Raw genomic sequence first — 20,703 nt, 5'->3', positions numbered from 1 at the left:
GTGTTTATAGCAAGCCTCCGCACGAGCGAATAGAGACTGCCCCGGCAGGCGTGGCTTGGCAAACCCTTTTGGGACCGGTTTATGGCGCGGAAACGCAAAGACAAAATCAGGATCAACAGACTGGTTCTCGCGGCTGGCGGAGGGGCCTTCGTGCTGGCCGTGTTCGGCGTCGGTCTCTGGGCTGGCATGCAGTTCGGTGCCGAGCCGGCCATTCAAATGCCGTCTGACGGTGCGGCGCCGGCACGTAAGATGGTGGCACTCCCGGCGCCTACCGGACCCAAACCGCTGGAACAGGCCGCGCTCGACCGGCTGATTGCCAAAGTCGCGGAACCAGTGCCGGAAGAGGCTGCGAAACCCGCGCCCGCGATTATCCCTCCCGAAGTGGACTTGCCTGTTCCGGACCTGATGCCCGCAAAGACACCCGCCTGGGTCCGGAACGCGGTTGCTTACAAGGCAGAGGCCGGTAAGCCGATGATCGCGCTGGTGATCGACGATGTCGGGATCGACCGGCGGCGCTCGGATGCTGTGGTCGCCCTGCCGGCGCCGTTGACGCTGTCCTTCCTGACCTATGGCCAGGATCTGGACAGTCAAACCTCAGCGGCCCGGGCCCGGGGGCACGAGCTCATGGTTCATGTGCCGATGCAGCCGAAGAGCGCGGACGCAGATCCCGGCCCGAAAGTGCTCCGGGTGCGGGACACACAGCTGCAACTCGCCGAAAAGCTCGAATGGGGGCTTGCGAGATTCAACGGATATGTCGGCGTCAATAACCACATGGGCAGCCGTTTCACCTCGGACCGGGCCGGTATGCAGGCCGTGATGGCGGCCCTGGGTAGCCGAGGTCTGTTCTTTCTCGATTCGGTGACCGCACCGGATAGTGCCGGCGTAAGCACGGCGCACGCGGCCGGAGTGCCGGTGCTGACCCGCGACGTCTTCCTGGATAACGAGGACACGCCAGAGGAAGTCCGGTATCGTCTGGAGCAGGTAGAGAAAATTGCGCTTCGGACCGGTACCGCTATCGCTATCGGGCATCCGCACGATGCGACGATCACCGTACTCCGGGACTGGATTCCGGATGCATTAACCCGCGGTTTTGCAATCGTTCCGGTTTCCGCTCTTGTCCGCAGGCGCTATCCGGCGCTATGGGAACAGGCGGGACGTTCTTGACCCACTGAAAAGGGGCCGATCATGGTCGATTGGACATTCGAGGGCTTTGAAAGCCTCTCTTGCGCCGATCTCTATGACATTTTGAGGCAGCGCCAGGATATTTTCGTCCTTGAGCAGAGATGCTTCTATCCGGATATCGACGGCAAGGACCATCTGGCCCGGCACCTGATCGGGCGCGCCGAGGATGGAACCTTCCTCGCCTATCTGCGCATTCTCGGCCCGGGGGACTATTATGATGAGCCGGCGCTGGGCCGTGTCCTGGTAACGCCAGAGGCTCGCGGCAGGGGCTTGGCGCGCAAGCTGATGGACGAGGGCCACGCCCGTGCCCAGGCGCTATACGGCGATGTCCCGATCCGGCTCAACGCGCAGGCATACCTCAAGGATTTTTACCTGAGCGTCGGGTACGAGATTATCCGTGGTCCCTATGACGAGGACGGCATCCCGCATTACGAGATGCTGAAAGCGGCCTGAGATAGATCCCTAGATTGCGACGGCTGCTCCGTCGCGGCGCGAATCTGCGGCACCGGAGAGGGCGCCGCTTTTCGGATCGCGGCGGATCGCATGCATGCCTCCGCACTGCATTGAGAAGGGAGTCGTCAGCTCAATCTCATGGCCGCGCCGTTTCAGCTCCTCGATTACCGGCTCCTCCACGCGCGCTTCGAGGGCGACCTTGGCACCATCCCAAAGCCGGGCGCGAGGGGCATCAATAGCGGCCTGAAGGTCGAGGCCGAAATCGAGATGATGGACCATGGCCTGCGCCTGGGTTTGCAGAATGCCGTAACTCCCGGGTGTGCCGAGCGCGAGTACGGCGTCGCCGTCCCTGAGCGAGATCGAGGGAGCAAGGCACATCCCGAAACGCTGCCCACCGACAAGGCGGTTCGGTGAGTCCGGGTGAAGGTCGCCCCAGTTCATGAAGTTGTTCATGGTCACGCCCGTCCCCGGAATGACGACACCAGAGCCGAACATGGATCCAAGGCTCTGGGTCAGGCACACCGCGTTGCCGTCGCGGTCCATGGCGGAAAAGGATGTCGTGTGTTCGCGCAGCTCCACGCCCCCGGGCAGAGCGCCGTCGGCGAATTGTTCCGTGCGTCCGATGATCGGTGCCGGGTCGAGGAGGCGCTCGCGCAGAGGGGCGATATAGCGCTCGCTCAGCAGTTCCGCGACACGCTCCGGCGTGCATTTATTGTTGCGGATACGGGTTTCCGCCGCCAAACGGACGGCCCGGAAAACCATATCCAGATGGTCCGCCGAAAGATGCTCCTTGGCACCGATATCGAAGCCGTCGAGCAATTTCAGGGTCAGCAGGAATTGAAAGGATTCGGCAGGCGGCGGGGGCACGTGAACGTCGAGCCCGCGGTAATTCGTGACCACCGGCTCTTCCCAAACCGGCGCGACGGCGGCGAGGTCGTCCTCCGTCATGCAGCCGCCAAGCGAGCGAAGATGCGCGATCATCTTACGCCCGAGCGGGCCGTCATAGAGGTAGGAAGGCCCCTCCACAGCAATACCTTCCAGGGACTCCGCCAGATCGGGTTGCTTCAGGACGGCGTTGAGGGTGGCATTATCGGTTGGATCGATATAGGTCGATAGCCATTCCGGCTGCATATTTCTCGGACGGCTGACGCGCACCATTTCAACAAAGAATGGCGAGACCGGGATACCCTGCCGCGCATGCCTGATCGCCGGAGCCAGGAGAGTGCTCAACGGAAGTGTGCCGAGCTCGGAGGCAAGCGTGCACCAGCCGGCGAGATTCCCCGGAGTTCCGCTTGCATTCGCCCCGTCCCGGATGTCGAGACTATCCAGTTTAGACGCATCGAAAGCGGACGGCACCGGCGGGTGGAAATCGAGAACGCGGACTTTCCTGTCCTTGGCCGCGAATACGGTTGCGCACCCGAGCCCGGCAAGGCCGGACATGAACGGCTCGGCAACGTTGAGTACTGCGGCGGTAGCGACGATGGCATCGAACGCGTTGCCGCCAGCTTCCAGCATCTTGGTACCTGCCGCCGAAGCCAGCGGATGAGCGGAAGAGACCATTCCTCCGACAGCGCGCACTGTCGGACGGCCGTGTGAATAGACGGCGACACCCATCGAAATTCCCCCATTGAAGAAACGCAGGCAGGACACCTGCATCCATTGTGAGCCGCCGGAGAACGACTGGAGTCAGGATGCAACTGACGAAAGCGATGATCAACCCAAGATGCGCATTACTCGCCTGAAGGGCCTTGAAACGAGAAACGCCGCCTTGATGGCGGCGTTTCTGTCTTCCTGGAAGAGCTGATCAGGCGTCCTGTTTGCGCTTGTCGTCAGAGTCATCGATCGCCGCCTGTGCAGCAGCGAGCCGTGCGATCGGGACCCGGTAGGGTGAGCAGGAAACGTAGGTAAGGCCGACCTCGTGGCAGAAGCGGACCGAGGCCGGGTCGCCGCCATGCTCGCCGCAGATCCCCATTTTCAGGTCGGGGCGGGTCTTTTTGCCTTTTTCGGCACCCATGCGGACGAGGGCGCCGACGCCATCCCGGTCAATGGTGATGAACGGGTCGGCAGGCAGTAGGCCACGCTGAAGATATTCGTCGATGAAGCTGCCGGCATCGTCACGCGAGAAACCGAACGTGGTCTGGGTCAGGTCGTTGGTGCCGAAGCTGAAGAATTCGGCGGTCTCGGCGATCTCATCCGCGACCAGACAGGCGCGCGGCAGCTCGATCATGGTGCCGACCATGTATTCGAAATCTTCGCCAGTTTCCTTTTTCACGGCCTCCGCGATGCGGCGGACGATCACAGCCTGATCGTCCATTTCGGCCTTGGTGCCGACCAGCGGGATCATCACTTCCGGAATGGCCTTGATGCCTTCCTTCTTCACCGCGACAACGGCTTCGAAGATGGCCCGGGCCTGCATCTCGCAGAGTTCCGGGTAGGTCACGGCAAGACGGCAGCCGCGATGGCCCAGCATCGGGTTGGCTTCATCCAGTTCCGCTTTTCTGATCTGCAAAGCACGGAGAGAGACGCCGGCGGCGTCGGCCACTGCCTGCATTTCCTCGTCGGTGTGCGGCAGGAACTCGTTCAGCGGCGGATCAAGCAGGCGGATGGTCGCCGGCAGGCCGTTCATGATGCGGAAGAGGGCGGTGAAATCCTCGCGCTGATACGGCAGCAGCTTGGTAATGGCTGCGTGGCGGGATTCGGGATCGCGGGCCAGGATCATCTCCCGCATGTGCACGATCCGCTCCGGATCGAAGAACATGTGCTCGGTCCGCGACAGGCCGATGCCCTCGGCGCCGAAATCGACGGCAGTCTGCGCATCCAGCGGAGTTTCCGCGTTAGCCCGGACACCAAGGGTGCGGAACTCGTCCACCCAGCCCATCAGCTCGCCAAAATCGCCGGTCAGCTCGGGCTTGATAGTGGCGACTTCGCCCTTCATCACTTCGCCAGAGGTGCCGTCCAGGGTAATGACGTCGCCTTCGGCGAATTCGCGGCCACCGGCCAGCATCACCTTGTTCTTGCCATCGACTTTGATCTCGCCCGCGCCGGAGACGCAGGGCGTTCCCATGCCTCGTGCCACGACGGCCGCGTGGGACGTCATGCCGCCGCGCGTGGTCAGGATGCCCTCTGCCACGTGCATGCCACCGATATCCTCGGGGCTGGTCTCGTTGCGGACCAGGACGACCTTCTTGCCGGCCTTGACCCATTCTTCCGCCTCTTCGGCAGTGAACACGATCTGGCCGCTGGCGGCACCGGGAGAGGCTGGCAGGCCGCGGCCGACAACATCGCGCGTGGCATTGGGGTCGAGGGTCGGGTGCAGCATCTGGTCGAGCTGGGCCGGGTCGATACGGCGCACGGCTTCGCGCTTGTCGATAAGGCCTTCACGCACCAGATCACAGGCGATTTTCAGGGCCGCTGCTGCAGTCCGTTTGCCATTCCGGGTCTGCAGGATCCAGAGCCGGTTCTGTTGAACCGTGAATTCCATGTCCTGCATGTCAAGATAATGGGCTTCAAGCTTGTCGCGGATCGCCACCAGTTCCTTGTAGACGTCCGGCTGGACCTCTTCCATGGAAGCAAGATCTCCGCCGCCTTCCTCGCGCTCTGCGATGGTGAGCGGCTGCGGCGTGCGAATACCGGCGACCACGTCCTCGCCCTGAGCGTTGACCAGAAACTCGCCATAGAAGCGGTTGTCGCCGGTCGAGGGATTGCGGGAGAAGCAGACGCCGGTCGAGCAGTCGTCACCCATATTGCCAAACACCATGCTCTGCACGGAAACGGCGGTGCCCCAGGATTCCGGAATGTCATGCAGGCGGCGATAGGTGTTCGCACGCTGGTTCTTCCAGGAGCCGAATACGGCGCTGATCGCGCCCCAGAGCTGTTCCTTCGGATCTTCCGGGAAGTCCCGGCCCAGAACCTCCTTCACCCGCGCCTTGTACTCAGAGACGATGCTCTTCCAGTCGTCCGCCGACATTTCCGTGTCGAGGCTGTAGTCTTTCAGCTCTTTGTACTCTTCGAGGATTTCCTCGAAATTGTAGTGCTCCACCTCGAGCACGACGTCGCTGTACATCTGGATGAAGCGGCGGAAACTGTCATAGGCGAAACGCTCGTCGTTGGTCTCGCGGGCGAGGGCAGTAACGGTGGTGTCGTTCAGGCCGAGATTGAGCACCGTGTCCATCATGCCCGGCATGGAGGCGCGGGCACCGGAGCGGACGGAAACCAGAAGCGGCTTCTGATCGGAGCCGAAGCCCCGTCCGAGGGCCGTTTCAACCGCTTTCAGGCCGGCTTCGACCTGGTCGGCAAGATCGCTTGGGTAGGTCCGGCCATTGGCATAATAGTACGTGCAGACCTCGGTTGAGATCGTAAAGCCCGGGGGGACAGGCAGGTCGAGATTGGCCATCTCCGCCAGATTGGCGCCCTTGCCACCCAGAAGCTCCCGCAATTTGGCCGACCCGTCGGCCTTGCCTGCTCCGAAATTGTACACCCACTTAGCCAAGATCCGCTCTCCGAGTCATGGTTCCAGTGCCTAGCGCCCGGGCACTCGCACCCGGGGATATAGGCACCGTTTGATTGTTGCACCTGCGAAAGGTCCAACGGGGTCGGATGGTGTTTACTCAAAGAAATGCGTCGTTGGAAGGAAAGAGTCGCAGTCCGGAGCGGAATTTGACTCTTTCGTGACGCTGATTCTGTGATTCAGTGCGCCATCAGGACCGGAACGGTCAGATTTTCCAGAACATCGCGGGTGGTTCCCCCGAAAATATCCTCTCGGATACGTGTCCGGCTATAGGCGCCCATAACCAGAATGTCGGGATTTGTGCTGGCGCAATGGGTCAGGATCGTATTCGCGATGCCGCCATTATCGGGAAGAACGACCTGCCGGGCGTCGATTCCGTGCCGCCGGAGATGGCGGAGAATGTCATGGCCGCCATCGGGCGGTGTGTCTTTCGGAACAACAGTGACGATATCGATCCGGCTCTTCGTTTCCAGGATCTGCATCGCATCCGTCAGCGCGCGGGCGGCCGGGCGGCTGCCGTCCCAGGCGACCACGGCGAATTCGTTGAAGGGCCGGTCTTCATACTTTTTCGGTACGACGATCACGGGTTTGCCGGAAAGTAGCACGATATCCTCGGGCCGGATTTCCGCCTTCACCCCGTTTGACGCAGTGAATTGACCGACAAGCAGGATATCGAAATATCGCGAGCCTTTCGCCAGAACCCGGTTCGGCTCACCCTGTTCCGCGATCCAGTCCCCTTTGCTGGTATAGCCGAGGTCTACCAGTTCTTTCCGGAACTGCGCCTCGATGCCGGAGACGCTGTCCTGCTCCGCCTTTTGCAGGGTTTCCAGGATGCTGTCCGGTATCCACTGGCGCGTCTGGTTATCCAGATGGAGTGGTGGGTTTACATGAAGTCCAGTGATGGACGCTCCGTATTTGGCGGCCATACGCACTGCCAGCCGGAGCGCAGCATGACTGTTGGCCGTGCCGTTATAGGCAACGGCCAGATCCTTGATTGCCATTCGTTCCTCCCATGGCCGCTTATTCCGCGGCTTCCACACTTTCCTGCACGGCCTCGATCTTGGCGGCGCAGAATTTGAACTCCGGAATCTTGCCCATCGGATCGAGCTGCGGATTGGTCAGCAAGTTGGCAGCCGCCTCCGCGAAGCAGAACGGAATGAAGATCATCCCTTCCGGAACATCCACATCCTGCCGGGCTTTCAGGGCAACCGTGCCGCGCCGGGTCGTGACCCGAACATAATCGCCGGCCTGCACGTTCATCCGCTTCATGTCCCAGCGATTGAGGCCGGCAATGGCTTCAGGCTCCAGGGCATCGAGTGTCGCTGAACGCCGGGTCATGCTGCCGGTGTGCCAGTGCTCCAGCAGGCGCCCAGTAGTGAGGATCATCGGATATTCCGCATCCGGCAGCTCCGCCGGTGCCGTGACCTGGGCCGGGACGATCTTGGCGCGGCCGGACTCCGTCGGGAACCGGTCGCCAAAGATGATGGCGTTTCCGGGCTGGTCCGGCGCGTCGCAGGGATAGGTAACCGCTTCTTCGCGTTCCAGCCGTTCCCAGGTGATGTTCTTCAGGGATGGCATGATCTCCGTCATTTCTGTGAAGATGTCGGAGGGGTGCTTGTAGTCCCAGTCCAGCCCGATGCGCTGCGCCAGTTCCTGCACCAACTCCCAGTCCTGCCGGGCCTGACCCGGAGCGGGAACCACCGGGCGCGCGATCTGCACCTGACGGTTGGTGTTGGTGAAGGTGCCCCATTTCTCCGCATGGGCGGAGGCGGGCAGGACAACGTCGGCATGCCAGGCGGTCTCGGTCAGGAAGATATCCTGGACCACGAGATGCTCCAGCCGGGCGAGGGCTGCGCGGGCGTGGTTCTGGTCAGGGTCCGACATGGCCGGGTTTTCACCGAGGATATACATGGACTTGATCTCGTCGCGCAGGATGGCGTCGATGATCTCAACCACGGTGAGGCCCTTGACCGGTGGCAGGTCGGTTTTCCAGAACTCTTCATAGAGCGAGCGGATGCCGGGATCTTCGACGGACTTGTAGTCCGGGAAGACCATCGGGATCATGCCTGCATCGGATGCGCCCTGCACGTTGTTCTGGCCACGCAGCGGATGCAGGCCGCTACCGGGGCGACCGATCTGACCAGTGGTCAGGGCCAGCGCGATCAGGCAGCGGGCATTGTCCGTGCCGTGGATATGCTGGGAGACGCCCATGCCCCAGAAAATCAGCGACGCCGTCGATGTGGCGTAGAGACGGGCGACGGAGCGGATGGTCTCGGCGGGAATGCCGCAGATCTCTTCCATCTTCTCCGGCGCGAAATCCTTGATGCTGGATTTCAGAGCTTCGAAGCCTTCTGTGTTCGCCGCGACATACTGAACGTCGTAGAGGTTTTCCTCGACAATGGTGTGCAGCATGCCGTTCAGCAAGGCGACGTCAGAGCCGGGCTTGAACTGCAGAACCTTGGTCGCATGGCGGGCGAGACCGTTATTCTGGCCGCGCGGGTCCATGATGATCAGCTCTTTGCCCTTCTTGGCAGCAGCCTTCAGGAAGGTCGCCGCGACTGGATGGTTTTCCGCCGGGCGGGCACCGATCACGATAATGCAGTCGCTGTCCTCGGCGGCAGTGAAGGGGGCTGTCACGGCGCCGGAATTGAGCCCTTCCATCAGGGCGGCAACCGATGAGGCGTGGCAGAGCCGGGTGCAGTGATCGACATTGTTGGTGCCGAAACCCTGCCGGATCAGCTTCTGGAAGACATAGGCTTCCTCGTTCGAGCATTTTGCCGAGCCGAAACCGGCAAGCGCGTCGCCACCGTCACGGTCGCGCACTTTCTTGAGACCGGAGGCCGCGCGTTCCAGGGCTTCTTTCCAGGTCGCCTCGCGGAAATATTTCGAGACATCGCCACGATCAATTTCGATGTCGCCGGCTTTCGGCGCATCGTCGCGGCGGATCAGCGGCACGGTCAGCCGGTCCGGATGGTGGATGTAATCGAAGCCGAAGCGGCCCTTTACACAAAGCCGGTTGTTGTTGGCGGGGCCGTCGCGGCCGTCGATCTGAAGGATCTTGTCGTCCTTCACATGCACGCGGGTCTGGCAGCCGACGCCGCAATAGGGGCAGAGAGTGTCGACCACGCGGTCGGCGTACTCTGTCCGGGTTCCGGCTTTGTCGAGCAGGTTCGCTTCCATCAGTGCGCCGGTCGGGCAGGCCTGAACGCATTCGCCGCAGGCAACGCAGGTAGACTCGCCCATGCCCTCGTCGAAATCGAAGACGACCTTGGAGCCATGCCCGCGATAGGCCATGCCGATGACGTCATTCACCTGGACTTCGCGGCAGGCCCGGACGCAGAGATTGCAGTTGATGCAGGCGTCCAGATTGACCGTGATCGCGGAGTGGCTGAGATCTGCTTTCGGTCTGTCGGTTCCGGGGAACCGGCTGCCATCCCCGATTTCCATCTGGTCGACCCAGTTCCAGAATTTGGAATCCGGGTCATGACTGGTTTCGCGTTCCGGCTGATCGGCGATCAGCAGCTCGAACACCATGTCGCGGGATTTTTTCGCCCGCTCGCTTGCCGTCTGCACTTTCATGCCCGGCGTCGGTGTGCGGACGCAAGAGGCGGTGAGGGTGCGTTCGCCCTCTACCTCGACCATGCAGGCCCGGCAGTTGCCGTCGGCCCGGTAGTCTTTCTCGGGCTGCCAGCACAGGTGCGGGATCTCGGTGCCGAGGCGGTCCGCAACCTGCCAGATGGTTTCACCGGACAGCGCTTCGACGGTTTCGCCGTTCAACTCGAAAGAGATGCGATCGCTCATTTCAGGTCTCCAGGGAAAAATTTCATCACTGATCGGATCGGGTTGGGTGCTGCCTGGCCGAGCCCGCAGATGGAGGCGTCCGCCATGACCGCGCTGAGTTCTTCGAGGAGGTCCGTGTCCCAGCTCGGCTGCTGCATCAGCTGGACTGCCTTCTCGGTACCGTTGCGGCAGGGCGTGCACTGGCCGCAGCTTTCGTCCTCGAAGAATTTCAGCAGGTTGAGCGCCACGTCCTTCATGTCGTCCTTGTCGGAAAGGATGACGACGGCATGGGAGCCGACGAAGGAACCGTGTTTCTCCAGCTGGCCGAAATCAAGGGGGATGTCGGCCATATCCTTCGGCAGTATGCCGCCGGACGGGCCGCCGGGCAGGTAGCCCTTGAAGCTGTGCCCGTCGGCCATGCCGCCGGAATGATCCTCGATCAGTTCGCGCGCCGTGGTGCCGGCCGGAACCAGCTTCACGCCCGGGTTCTTCACCCGGCCGGAGACGGAATAGCTGCGTAGCCCCTTGCAGTCGTTCTTGCCCTGGTCCGCGAACCATTTGGCGCCGTTCTTCAGGATCTCGGGCACCCAGTAGAGCGTCTCGATATTATTTACCAGCGTCGGTCGGCCGAAAATGCCGTTGACCGAGACATAAGGCGGGCGGTGGCGCGGCAGCCCGCGTTTGCCTTCGATGGATTCGATCATTGCGGACTCTTCGCCGCAAATATAGGCGCCTGCGCCGCGGCGCAGTGTGATCTTTGTGTGTTCGGCGAGGCCGGCCGCCTCGACCGCGGCGATCTCCTTCAGCAGGATTTCGCGGGCAGCCGGATACTCGTCGCGCAGATAGATAAAGACCTCTTCAGCCTCGACCACCCAGGCGCCAATCAGCATGCCTTCCAGGAACTGATGCGGGTTGCTTTCAAGAAACATCCTGTCCTTGAAGGTACCGGGCTCGCCCTCGTCACCGTTGACGGCCATCAGGCGAGGGCCTTCTTCGGCGCGCACGAAACTCCATTTCCGCCCGGTCGGGAAACCGGCGCCGCCCAGACCCCGCAGCCCACCGTCGGAAAGAGTCCCGATCACATCTTCGACAGTGTGCTTGCCGGATGTGCAGGTCTCCAGCGCGGCATAGCCGCCATCCTGGCGATAGGCGTCGAATGCCTTGTACTCCGGGATGTGCGGGTGCAGGTCACCGCTTTTGGCGACTTCAAACGCTTTTTCGGTTGTGCAGTTATCGACATGCCGGTGCCCGACTTCGGCAACCGGTGCAAGATCGCAGCGGCCCATGCAGGGCGCGCGCAGCACGCGGATGTCGGCATCAGCATTAGCTTCAAGTTCCGAGATGAGCTGCTCTGCGCCTGCAAGGGCACAGCTCAGGGACTCACAGACCCGAATGGTAACGGGGGCAGGGCGCTCCTCGCCGTCGCGGACAATGTCGAAATGCGCATAGAAGGACGCGACTTCATAGATCTCCGACATGGGAATGCGCATCTCGGCGGCCAATGCGTGCAGGAGACCGGCAGGCAGGCATCCCTCGCTGTCCTGGATCAGATGCAGATGTTCGATCAGCAAGTCACGTCGGCGTGGAAGGTCGCCAAGGATATCGCGCACGCGGTCCCGGTCGTCGCTCTCAAGAAACCGGCCTTTCGGTAATGCCGGGGCTTTCCGTCGGCCCGAACCGGGATGGATCTTTTTCCCGACTTTCATCTGATTCATGGTCTTTGCGGCCTTCTTGTTGCTTCCTCGGCATATCCCGGACCCTTTTGACAGAATCCTGAGTCTCTCCCAATCGCGTCCTATTGAACGCTATCGGCCAGTTCTTGTTTTGCTTCGCCCGTGCGCGTCATCATTTCGCTTCTGAGCGTCGCCTTTTATTCGTTGCGTGCTTTTCGCACGTCATGTTCGCCTTGGGCTTCCCCGGTGGCAGTATTTTCATTCTCGTCGACCCGGCCTTGAGCCGGAAATCGCCAAACAATCGAATAACCTTACCCTTTAGTGTGCTCTCGTTTTCGCTCGTACGGGCAGCTCATTATGTATTGGCATCTTGTATACCATAGTCTCGTGGCTTCTGGCTGTCGAGTGCCACAGAGTGTCATGTCGCCGAAAACATTCAATAAATCTGCGGCGTTTTACAAGCGATTTACCGCATAGCGTTCACGGCTGACTCTGAGCTCAAGAGAAACTGGTATACAAGATACTTGGGCTTGGTATACCATTTTCATGCCATGAAAAGTTGTTGGTCCTTGCTGAAAAGCCGGACTACGCTGTGGCGACGGACAAAAAGAAAAAAATTAATTTGTCCGGAAACAACAAGGGAGGAATTCAATGAAAATCTCAAGACGCTGTCTTATGGGCTTGGCGGTTGTTGCCGGTCTAGGACTCGCCGTAAATGCGTCGGCACAGGCATTCGAACCGGTAAAGCCGGTCGACTTCATTATCATGGCCGGTAAGGGCGGTGGCGCCGACAAGATGGCCCGTCTGATGCAGACCATTGTTGAAAAACATAAAATGGCCTCCAAGCCGTTGATTCCGATCAACAAGCCGGGTGGCTCGGGCGCTGAAGCTCTCGTGCACGTGCAGAATGCCAAGGATCAGGACCACACCATCATGGTGACCCTGAACAGCTTCTATACGACTCCGATGCGTCAGCCTGGCCTTGGTGTGGACTCCTTGAAATTCGCGCCGGTTGCGCGGATGGCGGAAGATACCTTCCTGCTCTGGGTCCACAAGGATTCAGGCCTGACCAGCTTTGAACAGTGGGTCGACCATGTGAAGAGCGTTGGCGATCAGTGGGTCATGGGCGGTACCGGAAAGTTGCAGGAAGACCAGCTCATCACGGATTTCCTGAACTCCAATTTCGGCCTGAAGATGAAGTACGTTCCCTACAAGGGCGGCGGCACGGTGGCCAAGCAGGTTGCCGGCAAGCACATCAATTCCTCCGTGAACAACCCGTCGGAAATCGAAGGCTTCTATAACGCCGGCGTTGCTATTCCGCTGGTGGCTTTCACCAAGGAGCGTCTGGATAAGTTCCCGAACGCCCCGACCATGATCGAAAAAGGCCAGGACTTTGCTTACTACATGCAGCGGAGCGTCGTTGGCGCGCCGGGTATGTCCCAGGACGCACAGGCTTACTATACCTCGCTGTTCAAGAAGGTCTTCGACAGCAAGGAATGGCAGGACTATCGCGCGAGCAAGAGCCTCTATGGCGACTTCCTGTCTGGAGCCGAGCTTCAGGCTTACTGGAAGGTCAACAACGAGACGCATCGCAAGATGCTGGCCAAGGCCGGCGCTTCCTGATCGCAAATCTCAGCACTCCCGGAGCCTGAGCGCTCCGGGAGTGTGATTTAAGGGATCTTGAATCCCGTCTCTTTTTCTATTCATGATCGAATGAGGAAGGTCGCCGCACATGCGCCGCGCGGAACTGGTCACGGCTGTCTTGTTGGCAGCATTTTCCATCTACCTGATGTGGAAGAGTACTGAGCTGAATATCGGCTGGGTGAAACATGAGGGTCCCGGGGGCGGTGCTTGGCCGTTCTGGCTGGCGGCCATCATGTTGGTCTGTAACATCTGGACAATCGTGAACTGGGTTCGCCGGGCGACTCCTCAGTCCCGATCCCAGGATCAATTCATGGATGCTCACGCGATCCGGATGTTGCTGCTGGTTGGTGGCAGCGTGGTCGCTCTGGTGGCAATGGTTCATGTAATCGGCGTCTACGGATCGGTGCCCATATTCATGCTGTTCTATCTGAGAGTCCTCGGACGACATGGCTGGGTGCCGACGCTGGTGATATCCGGGACTGCGCCGGTTGTGATTTTCTTCTTCTTCGACGTCGCCATGCGGATCGTGCTGCCCAAGGGATACTTGGAGCCGCTGTTTTATCCGCTCTACGACATCTTCCTTTAGACGACCGGCCTGGGGAAATTAGGTTATGGATATCATTCAGCATCTTCTGGGCGGCTTTCTGATCGCCTTCGAGCCGCTTAATCTCGGGCTGGTCGTCGTCGGTGTGACTGTCGGACTGTTTATCGGTGCGATGCCGGGCCTCGGATCGGTCAACGGCGTAGCGATCCTCTTGCCGCTGACCTTTCTTGTGCCGCCGACCTCAGCCATCATCTTTTTGGCCGCGATCTATTACGGCGCGATGTACGGCGGTGCTATCAGCTCGATCATGCTCGGAATTCCGGGGGCATCGACAGCGGTTGCGACAACCTTCGACGGACGACCGCTTGCCCTGAAGGGGCTTGCCGACAAGGCCCTGATAGCGGCGGCGGTGGCATCCTTCTTCGGCGGCACCATTTCGATCATTCTGTTCACCGGTTTTGCGCCGGCGCTGGCCAGCGTGGCGCTTGATTTCGGTGATCAGGAAATCTTCGCGCTCATGTTGCTGGCTTTCGCGACCTTTGTCGGACTTGGTGGTGATGATATCGCCAAGACCGTCTTCTCTATCTGTATCGGCCTGGTGTTCAGTGCGGTTGGCATGGACATTATCAGTGGGACGCCGCGTCTGGTTTTCTTCGACATTATCGGCTTCCTGCACGGCATCAACTTCCTGGTGCTGGCGATTGGCGTCTACGGTATTGGCGAGATGCTCTGGACCATCGATTCCACGCGCGGGAACCCGATGATGTCCAAGGTGGAGGTTTCGGCTTCCCGAACGGTTTCTCACCTGAAAGATGTATTGAAGGAGTGGAAGCCGGCCTGGATTGGCTCACTGCTCGGCTTCTTTGTCGGCATTCTGCCGGCAGCGGGCGCGACACCGGGCGCGCTGATGGCCTATGGCATCTCGAAAATGACCTCGAAGACCCCGGAGAATTACGGCAAGGGGGATGTTGGCGGCGTGATTGCGCCGGAAGCGGCGAATAATGCCGCTTCGACAGGCGCGATGCTGCCCATGCTGACCCTTGGGATTCCTGGCTCTCCAACCACCGCGATCCTGCTCGGCGGGATGGTGATCTGGGGGCTTGTCCCGGGCCCGATGATGTTCATCGAACAGTCAGATTTCGTCTGGGGCCTGACCGCAAGTCTCTATGCCGCGAATTTCTTCGCGGTGATCATCAACATTCTCTTCATCCCGGTCTTCCTCTATGTGTTGAAGATGCCGTTCACCGTGCTGGCGCCGATCATTTTCGTGCTCTGTCTTGTTGGCGGTTACGCCCCGACCGAGGACATGCACGATGTCTGGCTCATGGTGATCTTCGGTTTCGGAGCGTATGCGCTCCGCAAGCTGGATTATCCGCTGGCGCCGGCAGTGCTTGCGATCGTGCTTGGCCCGATCGCCGAGCCGGCCCTTCGCCAGAGCCTGATCATTTCCGGCGGAGATGCGACGGTGTTCTTCACCCGGCCGATTGCAGGGCCTATCACGATGATCGCGATTGTTCTGCTTCTGCTGCCGCTGGTGCAGGTGATCCGGAAAAAACGCAAGCAGGCGAAGAACGCCGAGGTCTGACCTCGCGAAAACGTTCATCGTCGAAACAAGAAAGGGCGGCCGTTAAGGCCGCCCTTTCTGATTCAGCAGAAACGCTTGTCTCAGATCACGTTTACGACCAGATCACCAACGCCTTCGACATGCCCATGCATGAGATCGCCGCGGACGACGGGGCCAACGCCGGCCGGCGTGCCAGACATGATGATGTCACCCGGGACAAGTGTGAAAAGGCCAGAAAGGTAGGAGATCATTTCCGGGACTTTCCAGAGCATCTGGTTCAAATCGCCTTCCTGGCGCATCTCACCATTGACCTTGAGCCAGACGGCGCCGTTTTCCGGGTGACCGATGTCGGAGGCGGGGACAATCTCGCCGCACGGGGCGGACATCTCGAACGCCTTGCCGATTTCCCATGGCCGACCGAGCTTCTTCATCTGGCCCTGCAGATCGCGCCGGGTCATGTCGAGAGACACCGCGTAGCCATAAACACAGTCAAGGGCATCCTCGAGGGGAATGTCGGTTCCGCCCTTCTTCAGCGCGACGACCATCTCGATTTCGTGGTGCACGTCATTGGATTGCGGCGGATAGGGGAACTTCAGATCCGGGACGATCAGGTTGTCCGGATTCTTCTGAAAGAAGAACGGCGGCTCCTTGTCCGGATCATGGCCCATTTCGATGGCATGTTCGGCATAGTTGCGCCCGACGCAATAAACCCGATGCACCGGGAAGCGATCGTCCTGGCCGCGGACGGGCAGGGAGACTGCCGGGGGCGGCGTGAAAACATAGCTCATGTCGGACTCCTTGATGGGAGGTTGGGGCACGTCGCGTCGTCCGCGCTCGCGTGCCTGTGAACAACTGCGATACATATCGGACAGGGACATGGGCGCGTCCAGTCATATATTCGACCAGCTTTCTTCGTCATTTCGACCGGGTCTCCGGAGAGGTTGAGCGCATGCGGGTTGCAACTATTTTGATTATATCTGTCATGGCAATGGCGGCGATGTCCGTATCGGCAGCGGAACTGTCGGTCCACAAACTGGATCTGACAGCGCCCGGCGGCAGGCTCATCGATGTGGCTGGTCGCGTTCTCGCACTGGCCGAGAATGGAGCGATGTTTGAAGTCACCGGTGACGGGCAGGTTATCGAGAGATCTGGTCCGGTGCAGCTGCCAGGGCCCGAGCCGCTGCCGTATCCCCTCGTGAAGGACGGCCGGGTTGCCATCAGTCCGGATGGCCTGATCAGAGCCTGGTATACAGGTGAAACGGAAAGCTACGGCCATGGCGCTCTAGGCGATCCGGTGGAAGCGCTGAGCCTGGTGGTGCAGGAGAAGGGCGGCAAGCCCGCGATTTATACGGTGATAGCGGACGAAGTGTTCGAGGATCTCGAGCCCCGGATTGTCGATCTCGATCGCGCACTTTCCGGGAGACCGGAAATCGTGACCATCACGGCATCATCGACCGGCGGCGCCGGTATTGCGGTGTTCGGTCTCGGCAGGAACAGCGACGGTGATCCCGCGCTGCTCCGGCTGGCCAGCTCAGCGAGGATAGGCGCGCCGTACCGCTGGCTGAATATCGCCGGTATTGCGGATTTCGATGCCGACGGTTTTACCGAGATTGCCTATGTCGACCGCCCGCATATCCGCGGCGAGTTGGTTTTTTCGGAATGGCGCGTTGGCCGCCTCAGAGAGCAGGCGCGGGAAGGCGGTTATGCCAACCATCATGGCGGCTCGACGGTTCAGGACCTTTCGGAAGTCGCCGATGTAGACGGTGACGGTACTCCCGATCTTATCCTGCCCGTGCGAGGATATGGTGCGATTGCCGCCGTATCGCTCACCACAGATGGGGTGCGCAGGATCGCAGAGGTGGTGATTCCATCAGCACCCCGGTCCCGCATCATCGCGACGAGTACGCAGAGCGCAGTCTATCTCGACAGAGACGGCACGCTTCACGAGATACGCTGGGCGCCCTAGCCCGGCCTTCCGGTTCAGGTAAACCCGTTCTCCTTGAAGAAACGGTTCATGGCATTGGCCAGAAAATCAGGTTGCTCAAGGCTTGGGATGTGGCCCGCGTTGGGAACTTCGACGTAGGACGCGTTTTTCATGGCATCGGCCATAGCCTTGACGAGTGCAGGCGGCGTCGCACCGTCTTCCGCACCGCAGAGCACCAAAGTCGGAACGGTCAACGAGAGAGTGGCTTCGGTCAGGTCCGCGTCACGGATTGCCGCGCAACAGCCGAGATAGCCGGCCTGTGTGGTCCGGGCGAGCAGATTGCGCCATCCTGCCGTGGCGGCCGGATTGTTTTTCCGGAAATCAGCCGAGAACCAGCGCTCCATGACGCCATCGGCGATACTCTCGAGGCCGTTCGCGGAAATCGCATCGATACGGTCCTGCCAAAGAGCGGCTTCCCCAATTTTCGGAGCGGTATCCATGCAAACGAGGCCGTCGACCTGCTTAGGGTAACAGGCCGCATAGTCCTGGGCGATCATGCCGCCGATGGAAACGCCACCGAGCAGAAAATGATCAAGCCCGACATGATCCACGATAGCTTTCAGGTCGGAGCTCAGATCCTGAATGGAATAGGGAGGCTCGGACACGTCCGTCAGACCATGACCGCGCTTATCGTACCGGACAATCCGTCCGATCCCTTTCAGCTTGGGCAGCAGCGGGTCCCAGATCCGGAAGTCTGTACCGAGAGAATTGGCGAGAACCAGTGTTGGGCCGGTCCCGATTGTCCGGTCGGAATAGTGAAATGTTCGTGATCCAGCTTTGAAGAATGCCATTTTATGTCCTCGCCCAGGTTCTCTTCTGCACGGGTTTTGTACCCTTAACCTGCGGAAATTCCATCCTAATTAAGTTCTGCGCGGCAAGCCGTCCTGCAATTGGCGTGGGACGGGCGAAGAGAAGCTAGGTGAGCGGGCTGTTTTTCTGACGATGCCCATCTTTTCTGCGTCCCCTGCTGCGCTATTTCCAAGGCATTAGATTTCGTTCGGTTGAGGGAGGATCCAGATGACGAACCGATTTAAAGCACTGACCCGGCGGGAAGCAATGTTCGCTGCCGCTGGAACGTTGGCCGCACCGGCCGTGCTTTCCAGCCTGCCGTCTGTCGTTGAGGCAGCGGCTCCAATGCAAGGGGCGTCGCACCCGTCCCACTATCGCTTCAAGCTCGGCAACTTCGAGGTGACCACGATCTCGGACGGGGCCATTCAACTTGATGGTCCACACCCGATTTTCGGGCAAAATCAGACGCAGGAAGACGTGGTCCGGCTCGCGGAGGAAAATCATCTGCCGGGGAACCGTATGGAGATTTCCTTCACGCCGGTTATCGTGAATACCGGCACTGAAGTGATCATGTTCGACTCCGGAAACGGTAATGGCCGTCGGCCGAATGCCGGACACCTCGCGGAGGCTCTTGGCCGGGCCGGATTTACCGCGGACCAGATCGACATTGTCGTGCTGACGCATTTCCATCCAGACCATATCGGCGGTCTCATGGAAGGCGGCGGCGCATTGTTCCCCAACGCGCGTTACGTGACGGGCGCGGCGGAATACGATTTCTGGTCTCCACCGGAAATGGCCGAGGGTCAGCTTGCCCGGGTAGGCAAGCTGGTGCAGAGCAACGTTGTCCCGTTCGCGGAGAAGATGACGTTCCTGAAACCCGGCGAGGACGTCGTGTCCGGAATTCAGGCGGTTGGTGCCGCAGGACACACGCCGGGGCATATGGCGTATCACTTCGAAAGCGAGGGCCGTAGATTGCTCGCCTGGGCCGATGCAACGAACCATTACGTTGCGTCATTGCAGCGGCCGGACTGGCATGTGCGGTTTGACATGGACAAGGAAGCTGCTGCGGCGACGCGGAAGCGCTTGCTGGATATGGCGGCGGCCGAGAAAATCCCCGCTACGGGATATCACATGCCGTTCCCGGCCGTGGGGTATGTGGAAAGGCACGGAGTTGCCTATCGCTGGGTGCCGGCAAGCTACCAGCTCAATCTATAGGCACTCCAAAGGCTGTGGGTGGTAAGGAGCGGCGCGTTCTTTAGGGGCGCCGCTTCTAATACTTGCGCGACCGGTCATGAAATCTGCTACACTTCAACAAGAGTGACGCATCAAGTTTTCGTTTGATAATGAAACGTTAACCATTGTTGCGGAACACTCATCCGCTATAAATGCAGCGAGATGTGAGGAAGCGCATGGTGAGCTCTGGTGACAATGGCGGTGGGGCACTCTCAGCGGCTGATGTCCAATCTCTGCTGAAAGATCCTTCCGCCGATAATCGCGCTGCGACGGTAGCCAAGGTAGCGGGGCAACTTTCTGCATCCAGCTTTTCCGCCACGGAATTGCCGATGGCCCAGGAAATTCTCCGGGTCATGGCGCGCGATGCGGAACGTAGGGTCCGCGAAGCACTTGCCCGTGAGGCGAAGTCTGCGAAAGACCTGCCGCATGATGTCGCGCTGCTTCTGGCAAAAGACGTGGAATCGGTCGCAATGCCGGTCCTCGAATTTTCCGAGGTGCTGCGCGAGGAAGATCTGATCGAGATCGCATCCGCGACGGATGAAATGAAGCAATCGGCAATTGCCCGGCGTGAAAACGTTCCGGAGGCTGTTGCCGAGACATTGATCGACAAAGGCAACCAGACGGTTGTTGAAACACTCGTGCGCAATGAAGGCGCTGCGATTTCGGAAAGTGGTTTCAAGAAGGCGATCGACCGGTTCGGTGACGATGAGAATATCCAGGACGGGTTGGTGAACCGTTCGACACTGCCGGTGGGAATTTCGGAGCGCTTGGTATCCATCGTATCGGATCGCTTGCGTGAGCATCTCGTGAAGCATCACGACCTGCCGGCAAATATGGCGACCGACTTGCTTCTGGAAGCGCGTGAGAACGCGACGCTGAGTCTTGTTTCAAACGGGGCAGGCGCGCAGAAGGTCGAAGACCTTGTAGCCGAATTGCATCGCAATGGCCGCCTTACGGAATCAATTGTTGTCCGCGCTGCTTGCCTCGGTGACCTGTCCTTTGCCCAGGCAGCACTGGCTGAACTGGCATCTGTGCCGTTGTTAAATGCGCAGAAACTGTTCGACGATGAAGGTAATCGCGGACTGAAGGCGCTGTTCGAGCGATCCGGGCTGCCGAAACGCTCTTTCCCGGTGCTGCGCAAGGCAATCGATGTGATGCGCGATACCGACTATGACGGACTGGAGAGCGACAGGGAGCGGTTCAGTCTCAAAGTGCTGGAACGTCTGCTGACCGCGTTCGAGACGGATGATTTCGGTCTTACCGAGGAAGATGTCGATTATCTGCTGAAGCGTCTGACCGCCTTGACCTCAAGCACGGCCGAGGCACGCGAGCACTTGCACTGAAGCCGGT

At 60.0% G+C, this 20,703-nt stretch carries 15 protein-coding genes; 8 read left to right on the top strand and 7 right to left on the bottom strand.

Annotation, left to right across the window (positions count from 1 at the left end; translation table 11 throughout):
- Window positions 1–81: 81 nt before the first annotated feature.
- Window positions 82–1,164: a divergent polysaccharide deacetylase family protein gene (locus VOI22_RS07010; RefSeq protein ID WP_323795817.1), complete on the top strand. Its 1,083-nt coding sequence runs from the start codon at window positions 82–84 to the stop codon at window positions 1,162–1,164.
- Between the two features lie 21 nt (window positions 1,165–1,185).
- The gene (locus tag VOI22_RS07005; RefSeq protein ID WP_028464757.1) at window positions 1,186–1,635 is read left to right on the top strand and encodes a GNAT family N-acetyltransferase; all 450 of its coding nucleotides are present in this window, start codon (window positions 1,186–1,188) and stop codon (window positions 1,633–1,635) included.
- Window positions 1,636–1,644: 9 nt separating this feature from the next.
- Here VOI22_RS07005 and VOI22_RS07000 read toward each other — a convergent pair whose 3' ends face one another.
- From VOI22_RS07000 to VOI22_RS06980, 5 genes are all read right to left on the bottom strand, one after another.
- Entirely contained in the window at window positions 1,645–3,249 is a 1,605-nt protein-coding gene (locus tag VOI22_RS07000) for a gamma-glutamyltransferase family protein (RefSeq protein WP_323795816.1), read from the bottom strand.
- Window positions 3,250–3,439: 190 nt separating this feature from the next.
- On the bottom strand, window positions 3,440–6,124 hold the full coding sequence (ppdK, locus tag VOI22_RS06995; RefSeq protein WP_323795815.1) for a pyruvate, phosphate dikinase: 2,685 nt from the start codon (window positions 6,122–6,124) through the stop codon (window positions 3,440–3,442).
- A 197-nt stretch (window positions 6,125–6,321) separates the two neighbouring features.
- Window positions 6,322–7,143 carry a universal stress protein gene (locus tag VOI22_RS06990; protein WP_323795814.1) on the bottom strand — a complete coding sequence of 274 codons (822 nt, stop codon included), beginning with the start codon at window positions 7,141–7,143 and terminating at the stop codon, window positions 6,322–6,324.
- A 19-nt stretch (window positions 7,144–7,162) separates the two neighbouring features.
- Window positions 7,163–9,943 carry a formate dehydrogenase subunit alpha gene (gene fdhF, locus VOI22_RS06985; RefSeq protein ID WP_323795813.1) on the bottom strand — a complete coding sequence of 927 codons (2,781 nt, stop codon included), beginning with the start codon at window positions 9,941–9,943 and terminating at the stop codon, window positions 7,163–7,165.
- The gene (locus tag VOI22_RS06980; RefSeq protein ID WP_323795812.1) at window positions 9,940–11,637 is read right to left on the bottom strand and encodes an NAD(P)H-dependent oxidoreductase subunit E; all 1,698 of its coding nucleotides are present in this window, start codon (window positions 11,635–11,637) and stop codon (window positions 9,940–9,942) included. Before VOI22_RS06980 ends, fdhF begins: the two co-directional genes overlap by 4 nt.
- 609 nt (window positions 11,638–12,246) lie before the next feature.
- Between VOI22_RS06980 and VOI22_RS06975 the strand changes: the two genes are divergently transcribed.
- The 3 genes from VOI22_RS06975 to VOI22_RS06965 all read left to right on the top strand — a co-directional run bounded on the left by VOI22_RS06975 (window position 12,247) and on the right by VOI22_RS06965 (window position 15,368).
- Entirely contained in the window at window positions 12,247–13,218 is a 972-nt protein-coding gene (locus VOI22_RS06975; protein WP_323795811.1) for a Bug family tripartite tricarboxylate transporter substrate binding protein, read from the top strand.
- A 109-nt stretch (window positions 13,219–13,327) separates the two neighbouring features.
- On the top strand, window positions 13,328–13,825 hold the full coding sequence (locus tag VOI22_RS06970; RefSeq protein WP_323795810.1) for a tripartite tricarboxylate transporter TctB family protein: 498 nt from the start codon (window positions 13,328–13,330) through the stop codon (window positions 13,823–13,825).
- Between the two features lie 25 nt (window positions 13,826–13,850).
- Window positions 13,851–15,368 carry a tripartite tricarboxylate transporter permease gene (locus VOI22_RS06965; protein WP_323795809.1) on the top strand — a complete coding sequence of 506 codons (1,518 nt, stop codon included), beginning with the start codon at window positions 13,851–13,853 and terminating at the stop codon, window positions 15,366–15,368.
- A gap of 80 nt (window positions 15,369–15,448) precedes the next feature.
- Here VOI22_RS06965 and VOI22_RS06960 read toward each other — a convergent pair whose 3' ends face one another.
- On the bottom strand, window positions 15,449–16,135 hold the full coding sequence (locus tag VOI22_RS06960; RefSeq protein ID WP_323795808.1) for a fumarylacetoacetate hydrolase family protein: 687 nt from the start codon (window positions 16,133–16,135) through the stop codon (window positions 15,449–15,451).
- Window positions 16,136–16,296: 161 nt separating this feature from the next.
- On the opposite strand from VOI22_RS06960, the gene VOI22_RS06955 reads away from it, so the two are divergent.
- A complete protein-coding gene (locus VOI22_RS06955) occupies window positions 16,297–17,313 on the top strand; it encodes a VCBS repeat-containing protein (RefSeq protein ID WP_323795807.1) in 1,017 nt (338 codons plus the stop codon).
- A gap of 14 nt (window positions 17,314–17,327) precedes the next feature.
- Here VOI22_RS06955 and pcaD read toward each other — a convergent pair whose 3' ends face one another.
- The gene (pcaD, locus tag VOI22_RS06950) at window positions 17,328–18,122 is read right to left on the bottom strand and encodes a 3-oxoadipate enol-lactonase (RefSeq protein WP_323795806.1); all 795 of its coding nucleotides are present in this window, start codon (window positions 18,120–18,122) and stop codon (window positions 17,328–17,330) included.
- 226 nt (window positions 18,123–18,348) lie between these two features.
- On the opposite strand from pcaD, the gene VOI22_RS06945 reads away from it, so the two are divergent.
- Window positions 18,349–19,335, top strand: a complete 987-nt coding sequence (locus VOI22_RS06945) for an MBL fold metallo-hydrolase (RefSeq protein ID WP_323795804.1) — start codon at window positions 18,349–18,351, stop codon at window positions 19,333–19,335.
- A 194-nt stretch (window positions 19,336–19,529) separates the two neighbouring features.
- Entirely contained in the window at window positions 19,530–20,696 is a 1,167-nt protein-coding gene (locus tag VOI22_RS06940; protein ID WP_323795803.1) for a DUF2336 domain-containing protein, read from the top strand.
- Window positions 20,697–20,703: the final 7 nt, after the last annotated feature.

This window comes from Nisaea sp. (assembly GCF_034670185.1).
Taxonomy (GTDB): domain Bacteria; phylum Pseudomonadota; class Alphaproteobacteria; order Thalassobaculales; family Thalassobaculaceae; genus Nisaea.
Note: the sequence above shows the minus strand (reverse complement) of the source record. Positions and strands in the feature narration are given on the sequence as shown.